The sequence below is a fragment of the Knoellia koreensis genome (genome assembly GCF_013041615.1).
Taxonomy (GTDB): domain Bacteria; phylum Actinomycetota; class Actinomycetes; order Actinomycetales; family Dermatophilaceae; genus Pedococcus; species Pedococcus koreensis.
Genome location: NZ_JABEPQ010000010.1, coordinates 1 through 12,505 on the forward strand (window position 1 = coordinate 1; position 12,505 = coordinate 12,505).

13 protein-coding genes and 1 pseudogene are annotated in these 12,505 nt (G+C 65.5%); all 14 read left to right on the forward strand.

The features are described from left to right. Window positions 1-123 precede the first annotated feature (123 nt). Window positions 124-465 (forward strand): annotated as a pseudogene (locus HJG52_RS20160) (integrase core domain-containing protein); the annotation flags it as partial. A 629-nt stretch (window positions 466-1,094) separates the two neighbouring features. Further along, entirely contained in the window at window positions 1,095-1,736 is a 642-nt protein-coding gene (locus HJG52_RS20165; protein ID WP_171245430.1) for a hypothetical protein, read from the forward strand. A gap of 182 nt (window positions 1,737-1,918) precedes the next feature. Continuing rightward, window positions 1,919-3,232, forward strand: a complete 1,314-nt coding sequence (locus tag HJG52_RS20170) for an aromatic ring-hydroxylating oxygenase subunit alpha (RefSeq protein WP_171245431.1) — start codon at window positions 1,919-1,921, stop codon at window positions 3,230-3,232. Beyond that, the gene (locus tag HJG52_RS20175) at window positions 3,229-3,828 is read left to right on the forward strand and encodes an aromatic-ring-hydroxylating dioxygenase subunit beta (RefSeq protein WP_171245432.1); all 600 of its coding nucleotides are present in this window, start codon (window positions 3,229-3,231) and stop codon (window positions 3,826-3,828) included. Before HJG52_RS20170 ends, HJG52_RS20175 begins: the two co-directional genes overlap by 4 nt. A gap of 3 nt (window positions 3,829-3,831) precedes the next feature. Next, window positions 3,832-4,155 (forward strand): hypothetical protein, encoded by a 324-nt coding sequence (locus HJG52_RS20180; RefSeq protein ID WP_171245433.1) that lies wholly within the window; start codon window positions 3,832-3,834, stop codon window positions 4,153-4,155. Continuing rightward, complete coding sequence (locus HJG52_RS20185; RefSeq protein ID WP_171245434.1) at window positions 4,152-4,847, forward strand: type 1 glutamine amidotransferase; 696 nt, start codon at window positions 4,152-4,154, stop codon at window positions 4,845-4,847. The genes HJG52_RS20180 and HJG52_RS20185 overlap by 4 nt, the downstream gene beginning before the upstream one ends. Window positions 4,848-4,903: 56 nt before the next feature. Continuing rightward, window positions 4,904-6,397 (forward strand): type I glutamate--ammonia ligase, encoded by a 1,494-nt coding sequence (locus HJG52_RS20190; protein ID WP_171245435.1) that lies wholly within the window; start codon window positions 4,904-4,906, stop codon window positions 6,395-6,397. Window positions 6,398-6,422: 25 nt separating this feature from the next. Beyond that, window positions 6,423-6,743, forward strand: a complete 321-nt coding sequence (locus HJG52_RS20195; protein WP_171245436.1) for a 2Fe-2S iron-sulfur cluster-binding protein — start codon at window positions 6,423-6,425, stop codon at window positions 6,741-6,743. 41 nt (window positions 6,744-6,784) lie between these two features. Beyond that, on the forward strand, window positions 6,785-7,999 hold the full coding sequence (locus HJG52_RS20200; RefSeq protein ID WP_346767873.1) for an NAD(P)/FAD-dependent oxidoreductase: 1,215 nt from the start codon (window positions 6,785-6,787) through the stop codon (window positions 7,997-7,999). Continuing rightward, window positions 7,996-8,799 (forward strand): alpha/beta fold hydrolase, encoded by an 804-nt coding sequence (locus HJG52_RS20205; RefSeq protein ID WP_171245437.1) that lies wholly within the window; start codon window positions 7,996-7,998, stop codon window positions 8,797-8,799. The genes HJG52_RS20200 and HJG52_RS20205 overlap by 4 nt, the downstream gene beginning before the upstream one ends. A gap of 124 nt (window positions 8,800-8,923) precedes the next feature. Then, the gene (locus tag HJG52_RS20210; RefSeq protein ID WP_171245438.1) at window positions 8,924-9,844 is read left to right on the forward strand and encodes a LysR substrate-binding domain-containing protein; all 921 of its coding nucleotides are present in this window, start codon (window positions 8,924-8,926) and stop codon (window positions 9,842-9,844) included. After that, entirely contained in the window at window positions 9,841-10,944 is a 1,104-nt protein-coding gene (locus HJG52_RS20215; protein WP_171245439.1) for an enolase C-terminal domain-like protein, read from the forward strand. Before HJG52_RS20210 ends, HJG52_RS20215 begins: the two co-directional genes overlap by 4 nt. 72 nt (window positions 10,945-11,016) lie before the next feature. Then, a complete protein-coding gene (gene catA / locus HJG52_RS20220; RefSeq protein ID WP_171245440.1) occupies window positions 11,017-11,868 on the forward strand; it encodes a catechol 1,2-dioxygenase in 852 nt (283 codons plus the stop codon). Beyond that, window positions 11,868-12,161: a muconolactone Delta-isomerase gene (gene catC, locus HJG52_RS20225; protein ID WP_171245441.1), complete on the forward strand. Its 294-nt coding sequence runs from the start codon at window positions 11,868-11,870 to the stop codon at window positions 12,159-12,161. Before catA ends, catC begins: the two co-directional genes overlap by 1 nt. Window positions 12,162-12,505 lie beyond the last annotated feature (344 nt).

Sequence of the window (12,505 nt, forward strand, 5' to 3'; positions counted from 1 at the left end):
CGACAACGCCCGGCGTGCCCGACTTGCCACCCGCCGAGAACACCGCCAGGATCACCCATGAGCACCGCCTCCTGGCTGGGTATTTCAACCGCCAACTGGTGCATTTACTCAGACGCACCTCGGATCCATCACGCCGATCACGGCTCGAACTACATGTCGATGGTCTACACCGACCGGGTCGTCGAGCTTGGCGCAACACCCTCGACGGGAACCGTCGGGGACTCGTATGACAACGCCCTCGCCGAGGCGGTCAACAACCTCTACAAGACCGAGCTGATCCGCCAGCGCGGCCCCTGGAGGACCGTCGAGCAGGCCGAGCTCGCGACGCTCGAATGGGTGTGGTGGTGGAACCATCAACGCCTGCACGGCGAACTCGGCATGCGCACCCCGATCGAGATCGAGGACGCGTACTACGCTGACCTCGAATCAGGCCTCCCGGCGACCGCCGGACAGGGAAACCGATAGGAACGAAACCCAGGCCGATTCAAGGAGTGGCACCGCTACTGCCTGCCGGCGTTCACCGACCGCATACGCAACAGGCTGCGGGCCCACTGCGACGACGAGCACAAGACGTGGCCGGCCAAGCCGCGACACAACGAGCACCTGGCCGAAGCCAGCCGCCAGCGGCGCGAGAACGCCTTCGCCCACGACGTCGACGCGCTGCCGGTCAACAGGCGGGTACACGCGCAGCCGTCGGCGCCGGCCGGGCCGCCGAGGCTCGGGCTCGTCGACCTCGACACCGGCGAGATCCAGGACGACGAGCTCGACGGCCCGCAGCCGCGTACCCGCACCGAGAAGGGACCGAGAGAATGACAGAGGCACCGATGCAGATGAAGGAGCGCTCCGAGGCCATCCAGCGTGCCCAGCGCGCCCTCAAGGCGCTCGGCGAGCACCCGCGCTCGCGCAAGAAGGAGCTCGGCCACGCCGCGCGAGCGCCTCAACTCCGCTCGCACATCCGGGGGCGGCGTGCGCGTGCGGAACGTGATGGCGCAAGCGGAGGCGATGGCCGAACGTCGCTACGGCGACGAGAACGACCACGCAAGGAGTGACCTGTGACCACCGAGCAGTAGACCCGCCGGGCGGCGCTCACACTGATGGTCTTCCCGTTCCCCGTCGCCGGCGACCACGTCCGGCTCGCCTACCGCGAGCTCCACATCGCCATCAACGGCACAGAGGAACAAGAAGAGGCGCTGGGCGGCCACGCGCTGCTGCCGCAGCCCTTGGAGCTGACAACCTGCCTGGACCCCGAGTTGCGTCACGACCTGTGGAAGTGGCGCGAGGACGTCGTGATCTGGCTCAACCGCGAGTACACCCGGGGACGTCTCCGGCCTCATCCCGGCTGCTGGCCCGTGCACCCGCATCTGGTCCACGAGATCGCCGTGCTGGCCGACCAGCGCCGGCGCGCCGGTCTGGCGCTGACCATTGACGCGCTCGAGGAGTGGCACCGCTACTGCCTGACGGCGTTCACCGACCGGATCCGCGACAGGCTGCGCGCGCACTGCGACGACGAGCACAAGATCTGGCCAGCCCAAGCCGCAGCACAACGAGCATCTGGTCGACGCCAGCCGCCAGAGAAGCGAGAACACCGTCGCCCACGACATCGACGCGCTGCCCGTCAACCAGCGGGCCTACGAGCAGCCCGAACCGGTCAGCTGGCCGCGGCTGGTCGAGGTCGACCTCGACACCGGCGAGATCAAGGACGTCCCGCTCGGTGTGCATCCGCGCACCCGTACTGAGAAGCTGACCGGCGACTTTGAGACTTATCGATTCTACTGATCAATTCGCCTTGATTTGGTCTTTGTGTTACTCGCCACGGGATCGCTAGCGTCCGATCACGGGGCCATTATGCGCAATCGAAGGTCACAGCGAAGTGGCTCCAGTGGGCATGACCAAACATTCGATGAGGGGCGAGAAAAAGATGACAATCGGCGAGACGGTCTCTGGCGGTGCGCTCACCGAACTGAGTCGGTGGAGTAATCGCGTCCTGGAGGACCGGGTTCATCGAACCCTCTACACCGATCCGGCCGTGTTCGAGGAGGAGATCGTCAAGGTCTTCGGTGGACAGTCGTGGGTCTACCTGGCCCACGAGTCTCAGCTGCCGAAGCCCCACTCCTATCTCTCGGTGCGGATGGGCCAGCGACCGCTGCTCTTGACACGAGACCGCAACGGCGCCCTCCACGGCATCTTCAACCGATGTTCACATCGTGGCGCGACCATCTGCCGCGACGAGGCCGGGGTTGCCAAGAGCTTCCAGTGCCCGTACCACGGGTGGACGTTCCGCAACACCGGGGAGCTGGTCGGCGCGCCGTGGCCCGAGGGCTACGGCATGGACTTCGACAAGTCGCAGTTCGGGCTGCGCAAGGTCAATCGCATCGAGACCTACCGTGGCTTCATCTTCGGCACCCTCAGTGAGGATGCCCCCTCGGTGCCCGATTGGCTTGGGCCGGCCACCACGTGGCTCGACTACTGGATCGACCGGGCGCCCAACGGCGAGGTCTTCGTCCGCAGCGCGGCCTACCGGATGGGGTACCGCGGCAACTGGAAGTTGGCCTACGACAACGCCGGCGACGGCTACCACCCCTCTTTCTCGCACCGATCGCTGCTGGAGATGGCCTCACGGATGGGGGAGTCCAAGGACATGTCCTACTTCGGACGCACCCCAGACGACGGACCGATGCGTTCCTACTCCCTTGGCAACGGACACAGCGTGATCGACCAGCGGCCCGCCCACGAGGGAGGCTTCTGGATCAACCAGCGCCCCCAGCCCGGCCGGGAGAGGTTCGAGGAGGAGATCCGCGCCAATTATCCGGAGCGCGCCGACGAGCTCCTGGACCTGGCCGTGGGCGCCCAGATTAATCTCAGCATCTTCCCGAACCTGCTGATCATCGGGAACCAGATCCAGGTGATCGAGCCCCTCGCCGTCAACCGCACCCAGCTCACGTGGCACGCCACCTCGGTCGGCGGGGTCCCCGACGAGGTCAACACCGTTCGGATGCGCACCCAAGAAGACTTCCCCGCCTTCGGCGAGCCCGACGACCAAGCCAACTTCGAAGAGGTCCAGCGAGGCCTTGACGTCGTCGAGGAGGAATGGGTCTTGATGAACCGCGGGCTTGGTACCGGCTGGCAGACCACTACCGAAGACGGCGTGATCTCCACCGCCGTCACAGACGAGCTGCACATGCGGAGCTATTACGCGGAATGGATCAAGCGCATGGACGGAGCCCAGGCATGAGCACCTCGCCGATTCCGGCACAGTACGCCGACACCTCGTCCTTCTCCTACCACGTCGACCGTGCCTTGTACGACCGCCTGGACCACTACCGCGACAGGTTCGGCGAGGACTGGCCGACCCCGGAGCCGGCCACCCACACCCAAGCGACAGCGTTCCTAGTCCGTGAAGCACGTCTGATCGACGAGGGGCGGTTCAACGACTGGCTGGACCTCTTCACCGACGACTGCCTTTACTGGGTGCCGGTCACCTCCGGCGGAGGTGAGCCCCGAACCGAGGTCTCGCACGCCTTCGACGACCGCCGCCGGCTCACCGACCGCGTCTACTGGCTCCGCACCGGCTTGGCCTACAGCCAGATTCCGGCCTCGCGAACCGTTCGGATCGTGGGCAGCACCGAAATCCTCGAGGACGCCAGCGGGGACACCCTCGTGCGGTCAAACTTCATCATCAACGAGTTTCGTGCGGGCGTGACCAAGACCTACTCAGGCTGGTACGGGCACGTCCTCACTCGGGACGGCGACGGCTGGAAGATCAGGCTCAAGCAGGTCAACTTGCTCGATTCCGAGCAGTACCACGAGAACCTCACGATCGTCTTCTGAGCCATGGCTGACATCACCGAAGCTGAGGAAGCCGCGGAGCCCACGCCCTCAAGTGTTGACTCTGCCGAGCTGGAGCGCCTACGGCGCGAGAACGCTCTGCTCCAACGTCGAGTCGCCCGACTGGAGAAGGAAGCCGAAGCGGCCCGCGCCCTCATCGCCCAGGCCAAGTCCCTCAAGCTGTGGGACTTCACCCCATACCGGGTTCATCCCGATGACTCCTGGATCGCCGTCGACCGTCACAGCGCGAGCGAACTGCTCGCCGCGCTGGCAGGAATCGACCACTGGGACCCCTGGCACACACGAATCGAACCGAGACCCCAACCATGAACGATCAACGACCGGTGCTCGTCATCGGACACATCAAGCACCCATCCCTCGAAGTGGTAGCGAAGGCCGCCGACGAGGTCGGGGTCCCGTACCACGTCGCCCGCCCCGTTGTAGGCGATGCCCTTCCCCCGCTCGAGGACTTCGCTGGCGTCATCGTCCTAGGGGGACCTCAGAGCGCCTACGACGTGACCAACCACCCCTACCTTCTCGAGGAGAAGGAATACATCGCCGCCGCATACCACGCTGACGTGCCGACGATGGCCGTGTGCCTCGGGGCCCAACTCGCCGCTGAGGCTCTCGGAGGCCGAGCGCTGGCAGGCGACAAGGGCCTCGAGGTCGGATTCATCGACGTAAAAGCCGTCGATGACGCCGGGGAGATCCTCGAGGGGCGGTTCTTTTCGTTCCACTCCGACACGATGGTGCCGCCACCGGATGCAGTGACGCTCGCGGTCTCTGACCGCTACCTCCAAGCATGGTCAGCAGGCTCGGTCCTGGCCATCCAATTCCACCCAGACCTGGACCGAACCGGCATCGAGACCCTGCTCGGGTTCGAAGGCGACAAGCTCGCCTCCTTCGGCGTCGACGTCCCGGCGCTACGTCAAGAGCTCGCGGCGACAGAACCGTCGCCAGGAGAACGACTGGTTGTCGACTGGCTTCAAGCCTTGAGGGGCAGCAGCCCCGCAAGTTCTTGAGTCGTCAACCCATCCGGTCGAAATCAACCAGTCCGCAACCCATTCGGAGGTTTTCCGTGGCAACAACCGCAAAGTTCGTCGAGCAGTACGGTCTCTACTCCGCAGAGCAGCAGGCTGCCGCCCAGCAGTCGCTGGAGACCATCAAGCAGCACGGCATCGAGATCGTTCGCCTGGTGTGGCCTGACCAGCACGGGCTCCTGCGCGGCAAGGCGCTGACCGTGTCGGCCTACGCTGCAGCGCTCGAGGCCGGCAACGAGATCACGATGGCCCCGTTCTTCTTCGACCCGGCGAACGCGATCGTGCTGAACCCGTTCAGCTCCGACGGCGGTTTCGCCATCGACGGCTTGGGTGGGAGCCCGAACGTGAAGTCTGTTCCGGATCCGGGCACCTTCACGATTCTGCCCTGGGTGGACAACACCGCCCTCGTTTTCGCTGATCTCTACATGACCAACGGTCAACCCTTCCCGCTCGCTCCCCGGACCATCCTCAAGGAGTCCCTGGCCGCCCTCGCCGCCACCGGCGCCAAGCTCATCGCCGGTGTGGAGATGGAGTGGTACCTCACCCGGCTGGTCGACGACCGGCTCGACGGCGGCTCCTTGGGCGCTCCCGGGTCTCCGGCGGATCCGCCGCACGTGGCGCCGGTCGCTCGCGGTTACAACTATCTCCTCGTCGATCACCTCGACGAGATCGACGATGTCCTCAAGCCGATCCGCAAGGCCCTGCTGCAGATGGGGCTGCCGCTGCGCTCCTTCGACGACGAGTGGGCGCCGAGCCAGGTCGAAACGACTTTCGACATCCTTGAGGGCCTCCAGGCTGCCGACTCCGCGGCCCTGTTCCGCACCACGGTCAAGCAGATCGCCAAGCGCAGCGGACACATCGCCTCCTTCATGTGTACCCCTGCGATCGCCGGCTTCTACGCGAACGGGTGGCACCTGCACACCTCGCTGGCCGACCTGAGCAGCGGCGAGAACCTGATGGTCCCCACCGACAACTCCCCGCTGTCTGAACTCGGTCAGCACTACGTCGGCGGCAGCCTCCAGCACGGCATCGCAGCCTCGGTTTTCACCACGCCGACCATCAACGGCTACCGCCGCCGGCGTCCCTACTCCCTCGCGCCCGACCGGCTCACCTGGGGCAAGGACAACCGCGCGGCCATGATGCGGGTAATCAGTGCACCCAATGACACAGCCTCCCACGTCGAGAACCGGGTCGGTGACTCGGCTGCCAACCCCTATCTCTACATCGCCGCCCAGACCGTGTCGGGACTTGACGGGATCCTGAACAAGGTCGACCCGGGTCCGGTCAGCGAGGACCCGTACGCCGCCGATGTGCCCCAGCTGCCCACCAGCCTGGCCGACGCCGTGGACGCACTCGAGGCCGACTCGTTCTTCCGCAAGACCTTCGGTGACGTGTTCATCGACTACATGGTCACCATGAAGCGCAGCGAGATCACCCGTTACAACGCCTGGGTCGAGGCCAACCCCGACCCCGAAACTTACGTGAACGGCGTGACGGACTGGGAGCACCGCGAGTACTTCGAGCTCTTCTGAAGCCCGCATCTCGAAGGAAACATCTATGCCGACGATCATCTTCCACAGTCCCGACGGCACCACCCACAAGGTGGAGGCCCGGGTCGGTGCCTCAGCGATGGAGACCGCGATCAAGCTCGGTGTCCCTGGCATCGTCGCCGAATGCGGCGGCGCGCTGGCCTGCGCCACCTGCCACGTCTTCGTCGACCCTCAGTGGATCGAGGCGACGGGTGTGGCCGAGGACTTTGAAGACGAGATGCTCGATGACGCCGAGACACCTCGCCAGGAGCGAAGCAGGCTGTCCTGCCAGCTCCGGATGACCGAGGAACTCGACGGCCTCGAACTCACGATTGCGCCCGAACAGTGAGCGAGGCAGGCGGCGCGCGGTCGCACACCGACGTCCTGATCGTGGGGGCGGGGGAAGCCGGACTCGGTGTGGCCACCGAACTGCGTGACCTGGCCTTCGGTGGCCACGTCACGGTGATCGGAGACGAGCCTTACCTTCCCTACCAGCGGCCGCCGCTGTCCAAGGGCTTCCTGGAAGGAAAGGAGGACGAGGACAACCTCGCCCTGCGGGCACCGGCGTTCCTTGACGAGCACGATATCGAGGTTCTACAGGGCCGCCGGGTCGTGAGCGTCGACCTCGCCGACAAGGGTGGGACCGCGACGCTCGATGATGCAACCACGGTGCAGTTCGAGAAGCTTGCGTTCGCCACCGGTGCCCGGGCGCGTGAGTTGCCGGTGCCCGGCGCATCGTTGGTCGGGGTGTACACCCTGCGCACCATCGAGGATGCCAAGCAGGTCCGGACCGCCCTTGTCGACACGGCCCGGCTGGTCGTGGTGGGTGGCGGCTTCATCGGCCTTGAAGTCGCCGCCGCCTCGCGTCGACGTGGACTTGAGGTGACCGTCCTCGAGGCAACGCCACGTCTCCTGGGCCGGGTATGCGCGCCGCCCCTGTCCGACTACCTGATGAAGAGGCATGCCGCAGCCGGCATCGACATCCGTCTCGACACGAGCGTCGTAGAACTTGTGGGCAACGTCGACGGGCAGGTCACCCACGTCCGGCTCGCCGATGGAGCTACCATTCCCGCCGACGTGGTGATCGTGGGTGTGGGTGCCCTACCCAATGTAGAACTCGCCGAGAAGGCGGGCCTGGAATGTGGCCGTGGGATCGTGGTGGACCAGGCGGGCCGAACCTCGATCGACGGCGTCGTCGCGGTGGGCGACTGCGCCGAACAACCCCACCCGAACCTCCCCGGCCAGCGCTTGACGATCGAGTCGGTGAACAACGCGTTGGAACAGTCCAAGCTGGCCGCGCACGTGCTCACCGGGGTGGAGACTCCACGCCGCGGCGTCGCATGGTTCTGGTCCGATCAGGCCGACCTGAAGATCCAGATCGCCGGCATCTCCGACGGGTATGACGCCTACGTCGTGCGCGCGGAGTCAACCCGACTCACTGTTCTCTACTTCCAGAACAACCGCCTGATCGCCGCTGACGTGGTCAACAACCCGCGGGACTTCTTGGCCGTCAAGCGAGCACTGGGGGAGGGGCGCAGCATCGATCCTGAGCGGGCCGATGACCTCAGCTTCTCCGTGAAGGAACTCCTGCAGGGCCAGGCATGACCGTCCTTGACGTACCAGTCATCTCCACCGTCGAGCTGACCTCGAGCCGCGCAAGCCCGCTCCTGGTCGTCGGTCCCTCGCTGGGAACGTCGGTTCGAGAGCTGTGGGGGGAGGTGGCCGCTCTCTTGACCGACCAGTTCCACGTGCTCGGCTGGGAACTGCCCGGGCACGGCACGAACCGATCGGTATCGGAGCACGCCGTGTCGATGGCGTCCATCGCGCAAGGGGTGGTGACCGCCGTCGACCGCTTCCTTGCGGTGAACGGCCTCGCTCACCCGCGGTTCGCCTATGCCGGAGATTCTGTGGGTGGCGCGGTGGGACTGCACCTGCTCCTGGAGCATCGGCCACGAATTTCCGGAGCAATCCTGGCCTGTACCGGAGCCCGGCTCGGGGATACGGCATCGTGGCGCGAACGCGCACACCTGGTCGCCGGCCAGGGCACCGAAGTGGTGGTTGAGGGTTCGCTGCAGCGATGGTTTGGCCCGGGTTTCACCCAACGCCGGCCAGACATCACCGACACCTTCACGCGGCGCCTCCTCGAGGTCGACCCGGTCGGGTACGCCCAAGTCTGCCACGCCCTGGCTGGTTTCGACGTCACTGACCGCCTCGCCGAGATCGCCGCGCCGGTCCTCGCCATCGCCGGAGACCAGGACCGCCCGACACCGGTCCCGCTGCTGCGTGAGATCGCCGAGGGCGTCCAGGACGGCCACCTCGCCGTCCTACCCGGCGTGGGGCACCTAGCGCCTGTTGAGGCACCGGAGTCCGTCGCCGACCTCGCCATAGTCCATCTGAGCGCCTGATCTATTTATGCGATTCAACAATGAATCTACGGGTGATTGGTCTTTGTGTGTGATGGAAGAGAACCCTTACCGTGAAGTGATACCCGTCACAACCCGTGGGCGGACAAGAGACGAAAGCCCCGATATGGAACTGCGTCACCTTCGGTACTTCACCGCTGTCGCCGAGACCTGTCACTTCGGACAGGCTGCGGAGCGACTGCTGATCGCTCAGCCCGCGCTCTCACAGGCGATCCGGTCACTGGAAGCCGAGCTCGGCGTGACGCTGTTGAACCGGACCACCCGTCACGTAGCGCTCACGCCTGCGGGCGAGTTTTTCCTCGAGGAGAGCCGGCGGATCTTGGCCGCTGTCGAGGACAGCATGCGGGGAGTGCGACGCCTAGCCGACGGCAAGCACGGTCTGGTCAGACTGGGAACCGTCGGCACCGCGGCGATCTCTCACCTGCCTCATGTCGTCCGGACTCTTAGACGCGAACTGCCCAACATCGCAATCGACGTACGCGGCGACTTCCTCACCCCCGAGCTGTGCGAAGAGTTGCGGACCGGAGCCATCGACATCGCACTGCTGCGCCCTCCGGTGGTGGGCGACGGCATCGCGACCCACATGATCGAGGAGGAGTCCCTGATCTTGGCTGTTCCGGAGGATCACCGCCTCGTCGGCCACTCCGCCCCGCAACTCATCGACCTTCGCAACGACGACTTCATCGGGTACGCCGGCCGCGACTCCGCGGTCAACCATGCGATCCTTCGCGCATGCCGGGCAGCCGGATTCGTCCCCGATCGCGCCCACGAGGCGCCGGGGACGGCTGTCCTGCTGTCCTTGGTTGCTGCCGGCATGGGCATTGCCCTGGTACCGGCCTCAGCACGAGCGTTCCCGCTCGCCGGCGTGCGGTTCCGTGACATCGCCGACGCCGGGACTATCGAACTAGCTCTCGGGTGGCGCGCCGAGGAACCGCGTCCAGTCGTCAGCGCCGTCGTGGGTGTCCTCGCGGCCGATCACGAGCTTGCGCGCCTGTCCAGCTCGTTCATCGACGAGGTCAGCCGGTGAAGATCGTCAAGATTGAGGCGATCCCGTTCGCCATCCCGTATGTCAAGCCGCTGCGATTCGCCAGCGGCGAGGTGCACACAGCCGAACACGTCTTGGTGAAGATCCACACCGATGACGGTGTGGTCGGTGTGGGCGAGGCGCCGCCGCGGCCCTTCACCTACGGTGAGACGCAGGCGGGCATCGTGGCCGTCATCGAGACCGTCTTCGCGCCGCAGCTGATCGGACTCACGCTCCTTGACCGGGAACGGGCACAGCAGCGCCTCCAGCGCACCGTTGGCAATCCTGCAGCGAAGTCCGCCATCGACATCGCCTTGTGGGACGCCCTCGGACGCACCCTCAACCAATCGGTCACCGCATTGCTCGGCGGGTACACCGACCGCCTGCGCGTCTCACACATGCTCGGGTTCGAAGAGCCGGCGAAGATGGTCGCCGAAGCCGAGCGGATGATCGAGACCCACGGGATCCGGACCTTCAAGGTCAAGGTCGGGCGGCAGCCCTACACCCTCGACACGGTCGTCGTCCGGACACTTCGCGAGCGCTTCGGGAACGAGATCGAACTCTACGTCGACGGCAACCGCGGCTGGAGCGCAACGGAGGCGCTCCAGGCGATGCGGGAGATGTCCGACCTCGGCCTGAGCTTCGCCGAGGAACTGTGCCCAGCGGATGACGTTCTCGGTCGGCGATGGTTGGTCGACCACCTCGACATCCCTTTCGTCGCCGACGAATCGGTTACCACCCCCGCCGAGGTCACACGTGAGATCCTTGGCGGCTCGGCCACAGCCCTGAGCATCAAGTGCGCGAGGACTGGGTTCACGCAGAGCCAACGAGTTCACCACCTCGCCGAAGGACTCGGCCTCGAAGTCGTCATGGGGAACCAGATCGACGGACAGCTAGGCACCATGTGCACCGCCGTCTTCGGGGCGGCCTTCAGCCTGACCTCGCGCCGCGCAGCGGAGTTGTCCAACTTCCTCGACATGAGTGACGACCTTCTCACCGACCCGCTCGAGATTCACGACGGTGAGCTTGTCGTCCGTCAGGGCGCAGGGCTCTCAGTGGAGATCGACGAATCGAAGCTCACCCACTACCGCCTCGACCAGTAGCCGAGAACGGCCGGGCACCAGACTCCCTCCGGAACATCCGGAGGTGGCACCAACAGGAATGGAAGGAAGAACATGACCACAGTCGAGTCAGCTACCGCGTCGGCCTCCGGCGCAGCTGCAACCGATCGGTTCCAGGCGGACAAGTCCCCGTTCGCCGCAGTCAAGGACGTCCCCAAGGACCGAGTCGACACCCTGGCTCGCGAGGTCCTCAGCGCCGTCCACGCCACCATCCGCAAGCACCAGGTGACCTACGACGAGTACAACGCGCTCAAGGCGTGGCTGATCCAGGTCGGTGCCGACGGCGAGTGGCCGTTGTTCCTCGATGTCTTCGTCGAGCACGCAGTCGAGGAGGTGGCCACTGCTCACCGCAAGGGCAACAAGGGCACCATCGAGGGCCCCTACTATGTCCCGGGCGCACCCGAGCGCGGCGCCGAAGGATCCATTCTCGAGCGCGACGAGCCCGGCATCCCACTGGTCTGGGAAGGCGTCATCAGGTCCACCGACGGCACCCCCCTGGCTGGGGGCAAGGTCGACGTCTGGCAGGACGACGACGCAGGCTTCTACTCTCAGTTCTCCGAGGGTCAGCCGGAGTGGAACCTCCGCGGCGTCTTCACCGTGGGTGACGACGGGAAGTTCCGCATCCACACCATCAAGCCCCAGCCGTACCAGATCCCACACGACGGCGCGACCGGTGCCCTGATCGAGGCCGCGGGCTGGCACGCCTGGCGGCCCGCCCACATCCACGTCAAGGTCTCCGCACCGAGCCACGAACTGCTCACCGCCCAGCTCTACTTCCCCGGCGATGACCACAACAACGACGACATCGCCCAGGCCGTCAAGCCCGAACTCATGCTCGACCCCCAAGAGCAGCCCGACGGCAGCATTCTGGTCCAATACGACATCACGCTGGATCCCGCCAGCTGATGCTCTATCACGTTCGCATGGACGTCCACCTGCCTCACGATCTTCCCGGTGACACCCGGGATCAGATCGTGAGGCAGGAGAGGGACTACGCCCAGCAGCTGCAGCGCGAAGGCAAGTGGATCCACCTGTGGCGCATCGTCGGCGAGTACTCGAACTACTCAGTGTTCGACGTCGATTCGAACGACGAGCTCCACGCCATCCTCTCCAACCTCCCGCTGTTCACTTACATGGAGACGCACGTGACCCCGTTGGCCGGGCATCCCTCAGACATTCACCAAAGCGCCTCCACCTGACCGCACGGTGCCGCCCAACGTCACCGTGTTGCCCTTGGCTCGCTCGCCGCCGTGGACCGGGTGGCAGCGTCGACAGGGTCTGGAGTAGGACGTGCTGAGTGGAGTGCTGCCGGCGCCTGCGTGAGGGGAGTTATCCCGGTTCAGCCGTAGATGACGAGCACTCCGGAGTGGCGGTGACGACCGCAAGATTGCTGGGGGAAACCCCCAACGAAAACGAACCAGGCCTTCCGCGTCAGAGTTAATACACCAGAGCCCGGCTGAAACACCCAACCAGGAGACGGCTACGTTTCGTCCGTTTCGAAAGGTTGGAGTAGATGACAGAGCCCAAACCCAAGCCCGGGTTG

Excerpts from the sequence above, each read along its gene's own strand:
- HJG52_RS20185 (WP_171245434.1), top strand. The coding sequence starts at position 4,152 with ATGAACGATCAACGACCGGTGCTCGTCATCGGACACATCAAGCACCCA.
- HJG52_RS20195 (WP_171245436.1), top strand. The coding sequence starts at position 6,423 with ATGCCGACGATCATCTTCCACAGTCCCGACGGCACCACCCACAAGGTG.
- HJG52_RS20210 (WP_171245438.1), top strand. The coding sequence starts at position 8,924 with ATGGAACTGCGTCACCTTCGGTACTTCACCGCTGTCGCCGAGACCTGT.
- catC (WP_171245441.1), top strand. The coding sequence starts at position 11,868 with ATGCTCTATCACGTTCGCATGGACGTCCACCTGCCTCACGATCTTCCC.
- HJG52_RS20205 (WP_171245437.1), top strand. The coding sequence starts at position 7,996 with ATGACCGTCCTTGACGTACCAGTCATCTCCACCGTCGAGCTGACCTCG.
- HJG52_RS20165 (WP_171245430.1), top strand. The coding sequence starts at position 1,095 with ATGGTCTTCCCGTTCCCCGTCGCCGGCGACCACGTCCGGCTCGCCTAC.
- catA (WP_171245440.1), top strand. The coding sequence starts at position 11,017 with ATGACCACAGTCGAGTCAGCTACCGCGTCGGCCTCCGGCGCAGCTGCA.
- HJG52_RS20170 (WP_171245431.1), top strand. The coding sequence starts at position 1,919 with ATGACAATCGGCGAGACGGTCTCTGGCGGTGCGCTCACCGAACTGAGT.
- HJG52_RS20180 (WP_171245433.1), top strand. The coding sequence starts at position 3,832 with ATGGCTGACATCACCGAAGCTGAGGAAGCCGCGGAGCCCACGCCCTCA.
- HJG52_RS20175 (WP_171245432.1), top strand. The coding sequence starts at position 3,229 with ATGAGCACCTCGCCGATTCCGGCACAGTACGCCGACACCTCGTCCTTC.